The organism is Streptococcus sp. 121, from assembly GCF_016458205.1.
Classification (GTDB): domain Bacteria; phylum Bacillota; class Bacilli; order Lactobacillales; family Streptococcaceae; genus Streptococcus.
The window spans coordinates 1-19,304 of the sequence record NZ_JAEMED010000041.1 but is presented as its reverse complement, the minus strand read 5'-3'; the positions used below and the strand labels follow the sequence as shown (position 1 = coordinate 19,304).

Sequence of the window (19,304 nt, the reverse complement as noted above, 5' to 3'; positions counted from 1 at the left end):
TACCAAACAAAAAGGTTATCTGACGTTCCTCCAAACGATCAATAGACCAACCATCTTCTAAATAGGGCTGAATCAGAAATTTATCCAGCAATTCTAGACAGTGGCTTAGAGAATCTATGAATAACTCAGAAAAAAGCAATGAAAAAACTTCCTCAACTTCGGATAAATTTTGACAGTCCTTTAATTTCTCGAAAATCTCTGATACAATAGTCATAGGTTCTATATCCTTTCGGGTTGATTTTGCACTTCCTAGGATATAGGACTTTTTTATTTTTTTCAATCGGCTACCGAGAATTATTTTACACTAACGGAAGCCTCGAGCTCCTGCTGTTGCCAATCAGAAAGTCTTCTGTTTTTTCAAATAAAAAGGACTTTGGTTCTTCTCGCGGAATATATGATAAATATGGTACAATAGGTGTTGCCTACCTAGGTACGAAGAATGGCGTCTTGTCAGATCATGGTTGACAAGGCTTACGCAAGAAAGGATGACTATGGCAAGTAGAGCTGAAAAGAACAAAAAGCAAAAAAACAGCCGATTACGGCAACTGATCGATACCCTCGTCTTTTTCCTCTTAATTGGTGGAATCCTCGTCTCCCGCCTTATTTTCTGGGAAGCGGTCCGGGTCGAAGGACACTCCATGGATCCAACTCTAGCTGAAGGCCAACATCTGATTGTTTTCAACCAGAATCAAATTGACCGCTATGATATCGTGGTTGCAACAGAGACTGATGACAATGGCAAAGAAAAGAAAATTGTGAAGCGGGTCATCGGGATGCCCGGCGATCAAATCGAATTTAAGCAGGACACCCTTTATGTAAACGGTGAGGAAGTTGAAGAAACCTATTTAGCCGATTACAAGGCTGCCTTCCAGGCTGACAAGCTTCAAAACACTTACTCCTATAGTAAGTACTTCCAATCACTGGCCCAAGCCTCTCCTGCCTTTACCGTGAACCGGGATGGCCAGACAGACTTTAGCGTAACCGTCCCAGAAGGAGAGTATTACCTCCTAGGGGATGATCGGATTGTCTCCAAAGACAGTCGCGACGTCGGCACCTTTAAAGCAGACCAAATCAAAGGTGAAGTAGTCCTACGCTTTTGGCCTTTTAACAGCTTTAAACTTCTCCACGAGTAAAACTTCCTCCTTACTTTAGGAAGGAGATAAACATGTACTTCTAAGGAGGTTGGGACCCATATAGTCTCAATCTCCTTATTTCATTTAGAAAGGGATTCTGATGGAACATTATTTCTCTGGTCGTGTGGAGCGAATTATTTTTGAAAACCAAAACAACTACTTTAAAATCCTTTTGGTAGATCTGGATGAAACGGATTCTGACTATTCTGCAACCGAAGTCATTATCACCGGTACCTTTGCGACTATTGTAGAGGGGAGTTCTTATCGCTTCTATGGGCAATTGGTCCAACACCCTCGCTACGGCGAGCAGGTCAATACCAGCCGATACGAACGTGAAAAACCTAGTCCTCAAGGTTTGGTCAAGTTTTTTTCTGGTCCTCAATTTAAAGGAGTTGGCCAACAAACGGCCAAGCGGATTCTAGAAATCTACTCCTCTGAAAATCCCATCGATGAAATACTCAACCATCCTGAAAAACTGGAAGGGATTAAGGGCTTATCCAAAGCCAATCGCCTCGCTCTCGTTCAAACGCTTAAAGTCAATTACGGTCTGGAACAAGCGCTGGCCAAGCTAGCAGACTTAGGGATCCCTAATCGCTTGGCGGTGGAAATCTACGACACCTACCAAGAGAGTACCCTCACCGTCATCAAAGACAACCCTTACCAAATGGTTGAAGATATACGGGGGGTCGGCTTTGTCATTGCTGACCAAGTTGCTGAACGCTTAGGAATCGAGACCAACTCGCCAGAACGCTTTCGAGCAGGAATTATCCACAGCCTCTTCCAACACAGCTTAGAATCTGGGGATACCTATCTAGAGGCAGCACCACTATTGGAAAAAACTCTGGTCCTCCTCGAAGAAGCACGGCAGGAATCCATTAATCCACAGGTTATTGCAACAGAATTAACCCACCTGCTGGAAGAGGATAAAATCCAACATGTGGATACCAAAATCTTCAGCAATAGTCTCTTCTTTGCGGAAGAAGGAATTGCCAATCACCTTCTTCGCCTGCTAGAAGCCCGGGACCAAAATACTGATAAAAAAACAGATGCAGCCACTATTCAAGAGCTGATCACGCAAATAGAGGAAGAATTGGCCATCACCTATGACCCTGTTCAGAAAGAAGCCATTCTCCAGGCCATTCAACAACCCATCTTTATTCTTAGCGGAGGACCCGGGACAGGAAAAACCACGGTTTTGAACGGTATTATTGCAGTCTACGCCAAATTACACAAGATTGACCTGAAGGCCAAAGATTTACCCATTATGCTGGCCGCACCAACAGGCCGGGCAGCTCGACGAATGAACGAACTAACCGGACTGCCCTCAGCGACCATCCACCGTCATTTAGGCATGGTGGCAGATGAAGAAGTCAGCACTCGGGATGAAGCTTTAGATACCGACTTCTTGATCGTCGATGAGTTTTCTATGGTCGACACTTGGCTGGCCCATCAGCTCTTTCAAAATCTAGCCAATCATACCAAAATCTTGTTGGTTGGCGATGCCGACCAACTTCCATCTGTCAGTCCTGGTCAAGTTTTGGCGGACCTACAGGAAGTCGAGGCAATTCCCAAAATTCAGTTAGAAAAAATCTACCGTCAGGATGCCGAGTCCACTATTGTTCACTTGGCCAATGACATCAAACACGGTCGACTTCCCCATGATTTTCAAGAAAAAAAAGCAGATCGCTCCTATTTTGAAACTGGGCCCGAACATATCCCTCAATTAATTGAGCGCATCGTTAATGCCGCCTTGCGGAGCGGGATAGCCGCAAAAGATATTCAGGTCTTAGCTCCTATGTACCGAGGACATGCTGGGATTGATGCTATCAACCAACTCATGCAAAACCTTCTCAATCCTTTAAAGAATAAGCAACAAGCATTCGATGGGCCTGAAGGCCAATATCGGCTTGGGGATAAAGTGATCCACCTCGTCAACGATGCCGAAGCGAATGTCTTCAACGGAGATTTAGGCACCATTACAGAACTCATCCCTGCGGCTTATAGTGATTCCGACCAAGATGAAATCCGGATGGACTTTGATGGGAGTGAAGTCACCTACCCCCGCAAAGAATGGTACAAAATTCGACTAGCCTATGCCATGAGTATCCACAAGTCCCAGGGAAGTGAATTCCCTGTCGTCATCCTTCCCTTGACAATGGCCAATCGCCGTATGCTTCAACGCAACCTTCTCTATACAGCCATTACCCGTGCTAAAAGTAAACTCATCCTCCTCGGCCAGTCCACAGCCTACGCCTATTCTGTGGAAAACCTCGGAACCCAACGCCAGACCTATCTTTCACAAAGGTTTTCCACAGTTTATCCACAAGATATCCACAGCACTGTGGAAAACTCTGTTGAAACTGTGGAAGAAGTATCCATAACTTTGGAAGCCTCAATCCTAACCAATGAGAATTGGGACCAGATTGATCCCATGATTGGCCTGACCGAAGCTGACCTGACAGAGTTCTTTCGGCCAATATTCGAACGAACTGAAACATAACAAACTGATTTTGAAATTCGTTAAGTATGAAATAGCTATCCACTCTTTTGCAACATTCAAGAAGAAACCGCTGATAACTCCACCCTTTAGAGGGCTTCATGATCGGCGGTTTCTTTTTCTTCAGGGTTGTCCAATAGGTCTTCTTCTCGCTCCTTACCTAGGTTTGTAAGGGTGATTCCAAGGAGACGGATGGCCTTATCTTTCTCTTCGATGCTTTCATACAGGGCCAGGGCTTGTTCCAGTAAATCAGCTTCTTGAAAAACTGATCTGTCTAGGGAAACGCGCTTGGTCAAGGTTTGAAAATCTTCCCATCGAATCTTGAGTACCACTGTCTTCCCCTGCACATCTTCCCGCTCCAGATTGGTTGCTAGCTGTTGCGCTAAACCTTGGAGCTCCTTACGGACATCTGCTTCCTGGCGTAGGAACTTACCGTAGGTCTTCTCCTTACCAAAAGATTTGCGAATACGATTGGGTTTGACAGGAGCATTATGGATGCCACGAGCACGGCGATAGAGATCGTAGCCAAATCGTCCGAAGCGGTCAATGAGCTCAATTTCAGATACTTCCAAAAGATCAGCTCCCGTTTCCACACCCATTTGACGCAGGCGTTCAGCACTTTTTTTCCCAACACCGTGAAATTTTTCAATAGGTAAAGGAGCCAGAAAGTCCAGGGCCTCCCCAGGTTTGATGACCGTTAGCCCTCGTGGTTTTTGAAAGTCACTCGCTAACTTAGCCAGAAATTTATTATAGGAGATCCCTGCCGAGCAAGTTAGTTGCAGCTCCCTCCAAATATCCTCTTGAATAAGACGAGCCACCTTTACCGCAGATTGGCTGCCAATTTTATTCTCGGTTACATCTAGATAGGCCTCATCAATACTCATAGGCTCGATGAGGTCCGTGTAGCGCCGAAAAATTTCCCGGACTTCTAGTCCAATAGCCTTGTATTTGGCATAATCTCCTTGGATGAAGATTGCTTGGGGACAACGTTCATAGGCTTCCTTGGCACTCATGGCAGAGTGAATGCCAAAACGTCTAGCCTCATAATTAGCTGTCGAGACAACTCCCCTACCACCGGTTACCCGAGGATCTCGCGCAATCACGACAGGTTTTCCCCGTAACGCAGGATTATCCCTTTCCTCAACCGCTGCGAAAAAAGCGTCCATGTCTATATGAATAATTTTACGGGACTGATCATCTAATAACGGGAAAATGAGCACAGTCTTTTCACCTCCTCTCTACAATAGGACAGATATAGTACACTTTTTATTTTTTCAAAAACTGTACTATATCAGAAACCCCTTACAATTCGCATTTTCGTTGTTGAAAACGATTACTTTGTGTTATAATCAAAGTGTAATTATAACAGTTCTCATAAAAAAATCAATCTAGACTCTGACGGTTCACTAGGCAAGAGAGATTCCATAGATTGCTTTTTTTGGAGAGTGTCTATGACTAGAAAGATGATGAGGTATACCATATGGTCGTTAAAACAACTGTAGAAACTCAAGACATTTTTGACAAAGCCTGGGAAGGCTTTAAAGGGACTGACTGGAAAGAAAAGGTCAGCGTGTCTCGCTTCGTACAGGCAAACTACACTCCATACGATGGCGATGAGAGTTTCTTAGCAGGTCCAACCGAGCGTTCCCTTCACATCAAGAAGATTATTGAAGAGACTAAGGCTGGCTACGAAGCAACTCGTTTCCCAATGGACACTGACCGTGTTGCTTCTATCGCAGACATCCCTGCTGGCTACATTGACAAGGACAATGAGCTTATCTTTGGTCTGCAAAACTCTGAATTGTTCCGCCTAAGCTTCATGCCAAAGGGAGGAATCCGTATGGCGGAAACTACCCTTCGTGAAAATGGCTATGAGCCAGACCCACACTTGCATGAAATCTTCACCAAGTATGCGACTACCGTTAACGATGGTATCTTCCGTGCCTATACCACAAATATTCGTCGGGCTCGTCACGCCCATACCGTAACTGGTTTGCCAGATGCTTACTCTCGTGGACGGATTATCGGGGTTTATGCCCGTCTAGCACTTTATGGTGCAGACTTCCTCATGGCTGAGAAAGTCGATGACTGGAACGCCTTGACAGAAATCGACGAAGACACTATCCGTCTTCGTGAAGAAGTCAATCTTCAGTACCAGGCTCTTAAAGACGTTGTTGCTCTTGGTGATCTGTATGGTGTAGATGTTCGTCGCCCAGCCATGGACACCAAAGAAGCTATCCAATGGACTAACATTGCCTTCATGGCAGCAGCTCGTGTCATTAACGGTGCCGCTACTTCCCTTGGACGTGTTCCAATCGTTTTGGATATTTATGCAGAACGGGACTTGGCGCGTGGCACTTACACTGAATCAGAAATCCAAGAATTCGTGGATGACTTTGTTTTGAAACTCCGTACCGTTAAATTTGCTCGTACAAAAGCTTACGATCAACTGTACTCTGGAGACCCAACCTTCATCACTACCTCTATGGCTGGTATGGGGACAGATGGACGCCATCGTGTAACCAAAATGGACTACCGTTTCTTGAACACTTTGGATAACATCGGTAACTCACCAGAACCAAACTTGACCGTTCTTTGGACAGACCAATTACCATATGCTTTCCGTCGCTACTGTATGGATATGAGTCATAAACACTCATCTATCCAGTACGAAGGGGTTACCACAATGGCGAAAGAAGGTTACGGCGAAATGAGCTGTATCTCATGTTGTGTGTCTCCTTTGGATCCTGAAAACGAAAACCAAAGCCACAACATCCAATACTTCGGTGCCCGGGTTAATGTCTTGAAAGCTCTCCTCACTGGTCTAAACGGTGGATTTGATGATGTTCACAAAGACTACAAGGTCTTCGACATCGAACCAATCCGTGATGAGATTCTTGACTTTGACAAGGTTAAAGCAAACTTCGAAGAGTCGCTTGACTGGCTCACAGATACTTATGTGGATGCTCTTAATATTATCCACTACATGACTGATAAATACAACTACGAAGCAGCCCAAATGGCCTTCCTCCCAACCCATCAAGGGGCAAACATGGGATTCGGTATCTGTGGCTTTGCCAATACAGTTGACTCTCTATCTGCGATTAAGTACGCAACCGTTAAACCAATTCGTGACGAAGATGGCTATATCTACGACTACGAAACAATTGGGGACTACCCACGTTACGGGGAAGATGATGACCGTGTAGATGCTATCGCAGAATGGCTCTTAGAAGCCTTCCACAGCCGCCTTGCAAGCCATAAACTTTACAAAAACGCGGAAGCAACCGTATCCTTGTTGACCATCACTTCTAACGTTGCTTACTCTAAACAAACTGGTCACTCCCCAGTTCACCGCGGAGTTTTCCTCAACGAAGATGGTACCGTCAATACAAGCGAACTTGAGTTCTTCTCACCAGGAGCCAACCCATCGCCTAAATCTAAAGGTGGCTGGCTCCAAAACTTGAACTCCTTGGCAAAACTTGATTTTGCACACGCAAATGACGGAATTTCCCTCACAACTCAGGTATCTCCACGTGCCCTTGGTAAAACCCGTGATGAGCAAGTAGACAACTTGGTAACCATCCTTGATGCCTACTTCGAAAACGGTGGCCAACACGTTAACTTGAACGTTATGGACCTTTCAGATGTCTATGACAAGATCATGTCTGGTGAAGATGTCATCGTCCGGATTTCAGGTTACTGTGTCAACACCAAGTACCTCACTCCTGAACAAAAAACTGAATTGACACAACGTGTCTTCCACGAAGTTCTTTCAATGGACGACGCCTTGGCTTAATCAATCCCCCTTTCCAGGCTGGTTAACCAGCCTGGTTTTTTATTCTCTTCATTTCATACTCATTGGATTTCAAACTGATACTCGAAATAGTTCGAAATCTGAAATAAATTTTAATCCAGGAATTGGATTAAAATTTATAGGTAATGAAGCAAGCATCGCTTGCAATCAATCCGATGAAGATAGTTCAACAGGTCTGGGAGACCTGTTGAATATTATCGCTAAAGCGTGCAAGGCACGCAATCAAAGGGGTTCGGCGAAGAGGATTCACATATTCAGATTTTGAAATGTAACGAGTATGACGTTGTCCTAAGCTCCTTAAACTTACTATTCAACAGCGGCTTTCCTCGTCATTTTTTTGAAATTCCGCGTGTATTCTGATTTTGAAATCAGCTACGTATAAAGATCCTTCACCACCCCTGTGGAGGATTTTCAAAAAAGATGAAACTGACAAAAAAGCGACCATCGGCCGCTTACTTCGTCTAGTTTAACATGTTCTTTGTCGAATCAAGTCCATGAGTTCATTTCGATCTTGGATCCACTGGGCCCTCTCATCTTTCCAGTAGGTTCGGTTGGATAGAAAAATAGCTGCTTCTTTTGTCTTACGATTGAGGAGTATGAAAGTGCCAGTATAGCCTGTGTGGTCTAACCAGTCACCTTCTCTGCGCCAAGCCATACTTCGAGGGTTAGCCGAGTCGGAACCATGAATGCTATCTAGATAGGAACTTTCATCGTCTAGTTGACTGAGTACATAGGTTTCTAAATCTTCTAGATTGGAAAAGAGTCCCGCACTACCTGTGTGGGGGCCCAGTACTTGGGCCTTTGGATCATGAACTTGACCAGTGTGATTCCCTTTGAGAGTGGGGACAGCACCTGGCCAAGGCCCGTAACCGGTGGAAAGCAATTGGAGAGGATTTAAAACCTGCTCCACAACTAGCTCCTCCAAGCTTTTACCATAAAGAGCTTCCAAAAAGAACCCCAAAAGAATATAGTTCACATCGGAATAAAGGTAATTGGCTTCAGGTCGTAGCTGCAAATGGAGCATGGCTTGGCGCAATTCCTCTCTGTTGAGGTTGTCGCGATTGGGAATAAAGGGATCTAGGCCCGAGGTGTGGGTCAGGAGATCGACCACTCGTACATGTGGATGGTCAAACTGGGGAAGACGACTCTGGATAGATTCCTCTAAACTCAGTGCTCCGGATTTCACTCCCTGTAAAATGAGACTTCCAGTTACCACAACCTTGCTGACACTGGCTAGATCATAGACCAAACCGGGTTGGCTTGGCAAATTCTGATCCGGGTCAGCCCAGCCAAAGTAGTATTCTTGCCAGTTCCCATCTCGATAAAGGGCTAGACTTGCACCAGGATAAACTTCTTGGGCGAGGTGCTCTTGAATCTTTGCGACTAAGGCTTTAACCATGGGACTCCATCCATAATTCTATTTGATTAGCAGGGTCTTGGGTCAAGAAGAAATTCTCTCGCTTGGGTACAAAAAACTCCTGATCTGAGAAAATCTGCTTCAGGGCATCTAAATTCCAATCCGCTTGCGAGAGACGGAACTGATACAAATCCCAAGTCTGACCTGCAGCAGCTGTCAAATAGTCACTCTCAGCCTCAGTAAAGACCAGAGTAGTAGGCCAACTGAGACGTTGGTAGAAGACCTCAGACTTCTCTTTGTTCAAAACATTCAGGCGCAATTCTTCCAACTCCACGTGATCCAATTTTGTTGGTCCCACTTGAAATGATTCAGGATAGTCTGACTGCTCGACGACCTTCAAGTCTGCTAGGGAAGCCTCTGCATGCACCAAAATGCGATCCCCTTCCGGAGAAGTCGCCAAATAAGCCCAGCCTTTTGATCCTTGATACAGTTCATCGAATTTCAAACCACGAGCCAAACCTGCTTCCACGGCCTTGGGATCCTGTACGCGGAAAACTAATAAATCCAATTTCTTCTTCCCTCTAGGTTGCAGAGCTCTATTAGAAGGAAGCTCTTCCATCTCCAAACAGACTCTTTTCTGCGCATCTCCCAAAGAAGCCAAACCTGCATCTTCCAGCAAGACGGTAAAACCAATTTTCTCAACATAAAATTCTAAATTTAAGCGACGATTATTTGTTTTTAGTACGGGTACTAACCTATCTTTACTCATCATTTCCTCCACCATAACTCTTGTTATTGTAAAAAAAAAATAAAAAAAAGACAAGTAATTATATAAGAAAAAGCCTGATAAACAGGCTTTTCACAAATTAACGGTAAATCATTTGGAAGATGGCAACGGCAAGAATTGAAGCCAAGATAGGGGCTACAACTGGCACCCAGGCATACCACCATTTAGAATCTCCTTTGGCTTCACCAAGCACGCTGTTTGGCAAGAGGAAGTGAAGGAGACGAGGACCCAGGTCACGAGCTGGGTTAAGAGCAGGACCAGTAGGACCACCAAGGCCAGCAACCAAGGCCATAACAAGGAAACCAATGGCAATATGGGCTACTGCCAAGCTACCAGCTGTGTAAGGTGCAGCTGCTGTTTCCGCCATTGTTTGGTCAAAACCATTGTCAACCAAACGACCGACCAACTCAGCTCCAAAGAAATTACGCGTCAAGGCCATAGCTCCAAAGAAGAGCACGAAGGAACCGATAAACTCGTTCACAAAACCGTTAAAGATAGAAGCTGAACGAGATTCTTTGCTACCATTATCCAAGGCTGAGATGGTTGAGAAGGAACCTAGTACAGCATTTGGATTCGTTGTTTTCTTGAAGTAAGGGTTGTAAGCGGCAACCACCAGCAATTGTCCGAACATAGCTCCAAGTAATTGTGCCAAAATATAAGGTGCAACGTGTACCCATGGGAACAAACCGCTGACTGCAAGTCCAAGTGTGAAGGCAGGATTGATATGGTTTCCAGAAACATTACCAAACATCATAGCTGGCATCATAACGCCTAAACCATATCCCAAAGCAATCACAACCCAACCAGAGTTATTTCCCTTGGTTCCTTTCAAATCTACGTTTGCAACGGCACCATTTCCCAAGACAAGTAGGAAGGCTGTCGCAATAAACTCAGTAAGGTACTTAACACCCCAAGTTACATCCATTGTACTGTATCTCCTTTTTCATTTTTTCATACTTGATGATTATAACAAGACTAATCCCAAATGTAAAGCTATTCTGAAAGAAGGGAAATATGAAAGAGGTTGGAACAAAAGTCTCAACCTTCCTACTTTAGTTAGTGAATTCACTTTGACGCAGTGGTTGATTCGGTCAAACAGCTAAAAGGCTGTTTGAGGTAGCAGATAGGAGAGCGAAGCAAATAACAATTGTTCGCTTTTATTGAGAGAACATTTTCTGTTCTCTTGTCCAGAAACTCAAAGAGTCAATTCCTGACTCTTTGACCTCCGAGAGTAACCGAATCAACATTGACATGAACTTCGTTCATTTCATTTAGAAACTCTAAAGGCATTCAACATGCCTTTAGACCGGGGGTGGGTACTAACAGTCTGGGAAGAGACTGTTAGTACTTGAGCCCTAAATATGGAAAGCGAAAACAGTCTGGGAAGAGACTGTTTGAACCCAAGCCTAACAATATAGTCTTTTAGTTTATCTTTTATTACTGTGTTAGCTCGTCTTGCCGTACTTCAGTACTGTCTACGACTCGCTGCCTTGTACTAAAAGTAAACTAAAAGACTATAAAAGAGCGAGGTCGGTTTGGGGAGAAACCGTTTCAGCTTACAACTTGAAACAAAGACTTGTAACGAATGATTTTATTTGTGAAAATCGTTCTGTCTCACTCTCTCTTTTCGTTTCAGTCTCAAGCCAGTCATTCTCGAAAACCCTAACAACAAAAGGCCGCAACATCCTGTTACGACCTTTTGATTCTATTTCAGAAAACCTTAGTCTTCTTCCCGTTTTTTAGCGGCTAAACCTAAGCCTGCAAGACCGGCAAGACCACCTGCCACAAGAAGGGCTGCAGAGTCTGCTGTACCCGTGTTTGGAAGAACTTTTGCTTCAGGAGCTGGGGTTGAGACTTCAACTTCAGCTGGTGGGCAAACTTCTTCTACTTTGGTTCCTTTACGAACAATACGTTTTACAGGTGCAAGAGTTTCAACACTCTCATGAGCTGTTACTTCACCTGTTTCAGGGTTGAGGCTGTAAGTAATACGGGTAATCCGTTTACCAGCTTGACCTTCAACTTCAACACAGATTTGACCCAGTGGAAGATTTGGATCTTCGATCACTTCTTCTTCAAATGGAAGCTCTTCCACTCTCTCAACTGGCTTAAGACCAACACGAATAATTTGATCAAAGGCTTCCTTAAGGACGCTACCATTTGGATGGCGAAGTCCCTCTTGGCCTTCTTGATCAACCACTCGCTGGCCAGCCGTCAAGGTCACATCCCCCTTATAGATAACCTTAAAGGCAATTGGACTCGTTTGTCCTACTCCTCGTTTCACAAGGCGATTCACAGCTTCTTGACGCTCCACAATCGGTTCTTGCGCTGTCACTTGACCGGTTTGAATGTCTAGAACATAGTTAGTGGTACGTGTTTCTTTACCAACTTGCCCCTCAACCAGCACGACTTCCTTGTCTGTCGGCAACATCATCGGATCATCTTGATAAACAGTCTCAAAGCCTAGCTCTGTCTCAACCACAAGTGGTTTCATACCCACTCGAACGACACGTGCAACTGGGTTGCTGGTGCGCTCAACGACTTCTGGTTGGGCTGTCACTTGACCGGTTTCAACATTCAAGACATAAGTTGTCGTATAGATGTCCAAGCCTTTTTGTCCTTCTTGATCTACAACTTGTTGACCGGCTGTCATTTCTTTATCTTCTTTATAAACAGTTGAAAACTCAAGATCAACAGTTCGCATCGTTGATTTGGTTCCCACTTCAATGACTTCCGTAACAGGCTGAGTGGTAAGAGCTTCGGTCTCAGGTTGAGCTGTTACCTGGCCATTGGCTTCATTCAAGACATAAGTGACGGTAAAGGTCTTCTGACCGGTTTGGCCTTCAACCAAAGTTCGACGGCTATTGGCTGCCATTTCTTTGGCTTCTAGATAACGAGTCGCAAAGGCAACTGTCTCTGTCCGCTGACTTGGACGAGTTCCGACAGCTACAACTTGAGCTACGACTTCCTTGGTAATGCTGCCATTTGGATGACGAATTCCAGTTTGACCTTGAATACGCACATCTTTTTCACCAGCAGCAAGCGTTGCATCAGCAACATAGTGTGTTGCAAATGGAAGTTCTGTATTTTGACCAGCACCACGCTTGATGATCTGATCAACAGCTGCCGTTTCGACAAGGATTGGGGTCAAGGCTGTCACTTGGCCAGTCGCTTGATCTAAGCTGTAATTGGTTGTGCGAATGCGTTGACCGGTTTGGCCCGCTTGAACTACAACTTCTGGATCACTTACCAACATGTTTGAATCTTCTTGATAGCGAGTTTGGTAAGACAATTCTTCTGTAACAACAACTGGCTTAATACCAACTTGAATCATGGCTGGTACCATTTCACGACTAACGCTGCCATTTGGATGACGTAGACCATTTTGACCAGCTACCAAGACTTGTTGTTGTCCAGCTACCAGTTCTGTAGTCGCCAGGTAAACGGTGGTAAATAGAATCTCCGTTTCTTGACCAACTCCACGTTTGAGAATCCGGTCAACTGCCGCTGTTTCTTGAACAACTGGAGCCTGTGGACTAACGAGACCTGTCTTCTCGTCCATGACATAATGGGTGGTTGTCACACGTTGTCCAGCTTGACCAGCCTGGACCAAGACTTCTGGGTCACTAGCTTTCATACTAGTATCATCTTGGTAGATTGTTTGGAACGGAAGGTTTTCCGTCATTACAAGAGGTTTCACACCAACTTGTACAAGCTCTGCGACTGCTTCTTTGGTGATGCTGCCATTTGGATGACGTAGACCATTTTGACCAGCAATAACCACAACTTTCTGACCAGCTCCAAGAGTGTTGGTTGCTAAGTAAACAGTGGTAAATGGAATTTCAGTTTCCTGACCGACACCACGTTTGATAATCCGATCAACTGCCGCTGTCTCTTGAACAACTGGAGCCTGTGGACTAACGAGACCTGTCTTTTCGTCCATGACATAAGTAGTGGTCGTTACACGTTGTCCAGCTTGACCAGCTTGCACTAAGACCTCTGGATCAGTTGCCTTCATTGAAGCATCGTCTTGATAAACTGTCTGGAAGGCTAGGCTTTCAATCACCACTACTGGTTTCACACCAACTTGAACGATTTGAGCAACCGCTTCTTTGGTAATGCTACCATTGGGATGACGAATTCCTTCTACACCTGGGGTTAGGACTTGTTGCACACCTGCATCCAAGGCTGTTGTTGCAATGTAGACCGTATCAAATGGAAGACTTGTATCTTGTCCAACACCTCGTTTAATAACACGGTTTATTGGTGCTACCAATACTTCAGTTGGCGCATTCGCAGTCACTTGACCCGTTTGACTATCCAAACTATAAGTCGTTGTTATCGTCTTCAACCCATCTTGACCTTCAACAACAACTACTTCGGGATCGCTCGTTTTCATCGTAGCATCGTCTTGATAGACTGTCTCAAAAATCAAAACTGTTTCTTCAATCAAGGGCTTGACCCCGACTTGAATCACTTGGTTGACTGCAGCTTGAGTAACACTGCCGTTTGGATGACGAGTTCCCTCAACGCCTGGAGTTAGCACCTGTTGCTCACCAGCAGCAAGTTCCATACTTGCAAGATAAAGCGTTTCAAACGGGATTTTACTATTCTGACCAACACCTCGACGGATGACACGATTCACTGCTGCTATCAGTTCTTCAGTTGGGCTATTTGGTGTCACCTCACCAGTAGTCTCGTTCAAAGTATAAGTTGTCGTAATCGTTTTTTGCCCGTTTTGACCTTCTATCACCACAACTTCAGGATCATCTGCCTTCATCGCTGAATCGTCGATGTATTCCGTTTGAAATGCCATCTCTAAAACTTCAATCTTAGGCATTGTACCGATAGTGTAGACACGATCAATGACACGACGCACAAGCTCTGTTGTTGGTTCACCCGCTGTTACAACACCTGTACTTGGATCAAGAATATAGGATGTGGTAGTTCTTTCAAGCCCTTTCACACCTGCATTGTAAACAGATTCCCAACCAAGTGGACGTTCATCACTAGCACGGTAAGAAACGTTATAATCCAACGTCCTCTCCTCTACTTTTGGTTTCGTTCCCACTTGGATTCTTTGAGTCACTGGTTCTTGTGAAATTGCCCCGTTTGGTTGACGAACTCCTTCAACTCCCTCAACTTCAACGACTTGTCGACCAGCATCTAGTTGTTCATTCGGTACATAAACTGTATCAAATGGAATCTTTGTCTCCTGACCAACTCCTCGACGAATCACACGATTCACTGCTGCCACAAGCTCCTCAGTAGGTTCATTTGCTGTCACTTCACCGGTTTGGGGATTCAAGCTATAAGTTGTGGTTACAGTCTTCCGACCGTCTTGTCCTTCCGTCACAACAACTTCAGGATCATCTGCCTTCATATTCGGATCTTCTTGGTAGATTGTTTCAAATGCAAGGGGACTTACTTCAATCTTGGCTTTGGTCCCAACTTCAACAATCTTAGTTACAGCAGGCCTTATGTCAGTTTTTACAGCAGCAGGGATCTCCTGTTCTTTACGGTCAACCAACTGATTGTCTGCTGTTACTGTGGTTGTAATCGTCCGAGTTCTAGTTGCTGTCCCTTCAAAAGTATAGGTGATTTGGATAGGAGAGTCACTTTCCGGCTGGTAGCGACTCGCAACTTTTCCAGATTGAACAGGGAGTTTCTGGGACTGGCCATTCACCGTCAAAGTCGCATCTGTAATTCGTAATTCACCTGAATCATCTCCAATCTGAATATCAAGTGGTTTATAGATCACCTTTGTAATCGGCTTTGTCTTTGTCTCAACAGCTAACAAGCCTGCCTCATCATCATAGGTTACCGGGAATCCAGCGTTCTCAAATGCCGCTTCTGATTGTCGATAGCGTTTTTCGGTCCAAACATCACGACTAAGTGAACGGATTGAAATAATACGGCTTCCAACCCGATTCATCAATGCTTTAAGAGATGGATTGTTATTGAGAACTTGATCATCTAGTGTAAACGGATCTGTTTCAAAACGGAGTTCCGCCCCTTCAATTTCTTCGTTCGTTAGGCCATATCTATCAGGAATTTGATCTGCTGTAATATCCCCAACAGATTCTAACGACCTAATGGTTTCATCTTGGCCCTTCACAGAAAAACTAGCTAGAGGTGTTTCGAAGATTTCTGGCAAACGGCCTGCTCGGATTAAAAGAAGTTTATCACCATTTTGTAGGTTGTTCCAAAGCGGGGCAAGACTTTCCACTCCGTTATAAAGGTAAAGACCCTCAATATCCTCCACAAGGACCATAATGACCTGCGGAATTCGCTGAATTTCTGTACTAATATCGGACTTACTCGTTAAGGTAGCTTGACCAGAACCAGTGACAGGTTCTAGAACAATCCGCTCTTCTCCATTCTGCCCCTCCTGGATAACTCTTTGAGTACCAGCTACTAAATCCTGATTTTCCCGGTATTCTGTCGCATAGGGAGTTTCAGTTCCTTCCCGATTTGTTCCCCGTCTAATCTGCCTAGTGATCGCCGCTTCAACTGTCTCTGTTGCTGGATTTTCTCGAACCTCTCCCGTTGTACTATCGAGGGTGTAGGTTGTGATTACCGTTTTTTGACCATTACGTCCTTCCGTCAAAACGACCTCAGGATCGGTCACCTTCATATCTGGATCGTCTTGATAAACGGTTTCAAATGGAAGAACAAGTGTCTCCACTTTGGATTTTGTCCCTACCTTAACAATTTTCGAAACTGGTTCCGCGATAACGGTTTCCGTTCGAGAGGGAACGAATTGGCCTTGCTCATTCTTTGAATAAGTGGTCACTACATTTTTTTGACCATCTTTTCCGTCTTGTATCACTTCAGTAGCTTTTGCTTCGAACTGATCATCAGCCTGATAGACCGTTGTAAACGGAATTGAAACCAGTTCAGTCGAATCTTTTGGGCCCTCAATTTCCTGTACCGTCTCATGGTATCGTGCAGTCTCAAACTTAGGTGTCGCCCACATAATATTGCGGTTATTAGGGGCTTTTAGTGGTGTATCTCGAGCATTTACAACGACTTTTGCATTTGGACGCACATCCGTTGCGATTCGGATTGTAGCATTTGAGAAATCAATGTCTTTACGATCTACATAGGTCAAAAATTCAAGACGGTTCGTTTGACCAATCTTAGCCTTCACCGAGGATGAGAAAAAGGATCCATTCCCTATGGATTCTAAACTTTGACCGTTAAATTTAACGGAGGATGGGATAATGTCGATGTTTCCGGATGAAGTAAAATTCACTCCTACCGGAACATCCGTTGGGCGACCATTAACCCGATTCGGAATATAGTCTAACTCCCATCGGACTGTCTCGCGCTCATTGGTATGCTGATCCAGTAACATATAACCCTTCAGGTTATTAGCTTGAGCCCCTTGATCTCTTGCATCATTGGTTGAAATTTGCAAACTTTGAGACTGGCTATAAATTTGAACCTCTTTCGTCTCATTATTCCGCAAAGAAGCACTACGGAATGGCGTATTGGCTGTTGCAACAACATTCTCAGACGTGTTCGACTCAGCAGACATGTCAGAGCTTACCTCTGTAGGTACAGCATTTAACACAGCCGCCTCTTCCTCCACTGCCTCTACAACAGCTTCACCACCGTAAGTGGCTGAGGATTCCGCAATCGATTCCTGCCCATGATCTTGACCAGTAGCTTCTTGGCTTTCTGCTCCAGCCCCTTCAATTTCATCAGCCGAAACAGGGCTCGCAGTCGATAAACCTCCTGCAAATACCGTTGCCAATAATACAGAAGCAACTCCTAATCTATACTTCCGAATGGAAAAGCGCTGCTTGACCTCTCGTCTATCCATAGTAATCTCCTTTATATCATAACATACTCTTGAATTTTACCATTTTAAATAACGATTTGTCAATTATTTGTACAAAGTAATTTTAAATGACAAAAAATAACCAGCTAGGGGACTCCCTAACTGGTGTAACTTTAAAAACGGCTATACCCCAAAGCATCTTGTGCAGCAAGGTTTAGCAAACTCCATTGACGATCAAAACCTGGTTGGAAGAAGAAATCGGCCTCTGCCAAATCTTCTAAGGTCATCTTCTGTGCGATAGCCAAGGAAAGGACATTTCCTTGTGCCGTTACATCTTGGGTTGATAAAACAGAACCTCCAAGTAGCTGGTGGGTCTGTGGATGGAAGGTCAGGCTGACAAATACTTCTGGATTATCACTCTCAGGGATATAGGCCGGGCGAACACGATCCGCATAAAAACTGGTTTCAAAGGCCAACCCTAAACGACCTGCAGTATACTGATTCAAACCAGAAGTCGCAAATTTATAACCAAAGATACCTAAGGCTGAAGACCCTACAACCCCTTTATAGGCACGCGCTGGTTTCTGATCAAACAAAGTATTTGCCAAGTAAAAAGCAGAACGACGCGTCGTTGTCGCCAATGCAATTGGCAGGGATTGATTTGCAGGAATCGATGGCTGCAAGGTAGCATCCCCAACAGCGTAGACATCAGCTACATTAGTCCGCAAGTAAGCGTCTGTCTTAATGTAACCACGCTCATCCAGGTCAAGGGTCCCTTTTAACCAAGCAGTATTCGGATATACACCTACAGCCACAATCACTAAATCAGCAGCAATTTCACCCTTATCGGTCTTCACTACCTCTACCTTAGTCTCACCCAAAAAGGCTTGGACACTGGCTCCCATATGGAGGTTAACCCCCGCATCAACAAAAGCTTGTTCTAAGATTTCTGTTGACTCTGCATTGAGATAGTTCCCCAAAGGACGCTCTAGCATATCAATCAAGGTTACAGACTTCCCAGCTTTAGTAAAGACTTGTGTAGCCTCAACTCCAATGTAACCAGAACCAATAACCACGACATTCTTAATTTGATCATCATTCTGAGCCGCATTTATTTTACTAGCCCAATCATAACCATGCATTAAATAGACATTTTCCAAATCTTTGCCCGGAAGATTGAGTTCAATAGACTCTACCCCAACACTTAGGATCAATTTGTCATAGGCAACTGTCTCTTCAACCCCTGCTACAAGGTTCGTCACTGTGATGGTTTTTGCATCTGGTTGAATAGCTGTCACTTGATGGTTATTTACAACGCGGCCTCCACGAGCCGTTAACTCTTCAGGCGAAAAGTTTCTTACAAAATCCTGACCTAGCGTTTTTCCTTCTAAGAACAACTCCATCCCACAAGACATGAAAGAGACAAAATCTCCTGCCTCATAAATCGTAACATCAACATCTTTGTACTTATCCAAAATACGGATAGCCGACTCATGCCCTCCATGAGAGGCCCCAACAATAATAACTTTTTTCTTTGACATCATTTCTTCCTTTCTTGAGTTACCTCTATCCTATCTAAATGTTCAAACAATCACAAACATTTAGCTTGAAAATTTACGTTAGTGTAAAATAATTCTCGGTAGCCGATTGAAAAAAATAAAAAAGTCCTATATCCGAGGAAGTGCAAAATCAACCCGAAAGGATATAGAACCTATGACTATTGTATCAGAGATTTTCGAGAAATTAAAGGACTGTCAAAATTTATCCGAAGTTGAGGAAGTTTTTTCATTGCTTTTTTCAGAGTTATTCATAGATTCTCTAAGCCACTGTCTAGAATTGCTGGATAAATTTCTGATTCAGCCCTATTTAGAAGATGGTTGGTCTATTGATCGTTTGGAGGAACGTCAGATAACCTTTTTGTTTGGTA

At 44.3% G+C, this 19,304-nt stretch carries 9 protein-coding genes and 2 pseudogenes; 4 read left to right on the top strand and 7 right to left on the bottom strand.

Annotation, left to right across the window (positions count from 1 at the left end):
* Window positions 1-214, bottom strand: a pseudogene (locus JEQ21_RS10015) (ISLre2 family transposase); the annotation flags it as partial.
* Window positions 215-491: 277 nt separating this feature from the next.
* Between JEQ21_RS10015 and lepB the strand changes: the two are divergent.
* Window positions 492-1,133, top strand: a complete 642-nt coding sequence (gene lepB / locus JEQ21_RS08085; protein ID WP_196092037.1) for a signal peptidase I — start codon at window positions 492-494, stop codon at window positions 1,131-1,133.
* Window positions 1,134-1,233: 100 nt separating this feature from the next.
* Entirely contained in the window at window positions 1,234-3,633 is a 2,400-nt protein-coding gene (recD2, locus tag JEQ21_RS08080) for an SF1B family DNA helicase RecD2 (protein ID WP_199364909.1), read from the top strand.
* A gap of 86 nt (window positions 3,634-3,719) precedes the next feature.
* On the opposite strand, the gene dinB is transcribed toward recD2, so the two are convergent.
* Window positions 3,720-4,850 (bottom strand): DNA polymerase IV, encoded by a 1,131-nt coding sequence (gene dinB, locus JEQ21_RS08075; protein ID WP_199364906.1) that lies wholly within the window; start codon window positions 4,848-4,850, stop codon window positions 3,720-3,722.
* 260 nt (window positions 4,851-5,110) lie between these two features.
* Here dinB and pflB point away from each other — a divergent pair, with 260 nt between their 5' ends.
* On the top strand, window positions 5,111-7,429 hold the full coding sequence (pflB, locus tag JEQ21_RS08070; protein WP_199364898.1) for a formate C-acetyltransferase: 2,319 nt from the start codon (window positions 5,111-5,113) through the stop codon (window positions 7,427-7,429).
* Between the two features lie 484 nt (window positions 7,430-7,913).
* Here the strand turns inward: pflB and JEQ21_RS08065 are convergent, their stop codons facing one another.
* From JEQ21_RS08065 to JEQ21_RS08045, 5 genes are all read right to left on the bottom strand, one after another.
* On the bottom strand, window positions 7,914-8,846 hold the full coding sequence (locus tag JEQ21_RS08065; protein ID WP_199364896.1) for a serine hydrolase domain-containing protein: 933 nt from the start codon (window positions 8,844-8,846) through the stop codon (window positions 7,914-7,916).
* Window positions 8,839-9,573, bottom strand: a complete 735-nt coding sequence (locus JEQ21_RS08060) for a CppA N-terminal domain-containing protein (protein ID WP_199364894.1) — start codon at window positions 9,571-9,573, stop codon at window positions 8,839-8,841. Before JEQ21_RS08060 ends, JEQ21_RS08065 begins: the two co-directional genes overlap by 8 nt.
* Window positions 9,574-9,670: 97 nt before the next feature.
* Window positions 9,671-10,516 carry an aquaglyceroporin Gla gene (gene gla / locus JEQ21_RS08055; protein ID WP_196967285.1) on the bottom strand — a complete coding sequence of 282 codons (846 nt, stop codon included), beginning with the start codon at window positions 10,514-10,516 and terminating at the stop codon, window positions 9,671-9,673.
* Window positions 10,517-11,311: 795 nt separating this feature from the next.
* Window positions 11,312-17,419, bottom strand: a complete 6,108-nt coding sequence (locus JEQ21_RS08050; protein WP_199364892.1) for a G5 domain-containing protein — start codon at window positions 17,417-17,419, stop codon at window positions 11,312-11,314.
* A 131-nt stretch (window positions 17,420-17,550) separates the two neighbouring features.
* Window positions 17,551-18,918 carry an FAD-dependent oxidoreductase gene (locus JEQ21_RS08045; protein WP_199364890.1) on the bottom strand — a complete coding sequence of 456 codons (1,368 nt, stop codon included), beginning with the start codon at window positions 18,916-18,918 and terminating at the stop codon, window positions 17,551-17,553.
* Between the two features lie 172 nt (window positions 18,919-19,090).
* Here JEQ21_RS08045 and JEQ21_RS10010 point away from each other — a divergent pair.
* Window positions 19,091-19,304 (top strand): annotated as a pseudogene (locus JEQ21_RS10010) (ISLre2 family transposase); the annotation flags it as partial.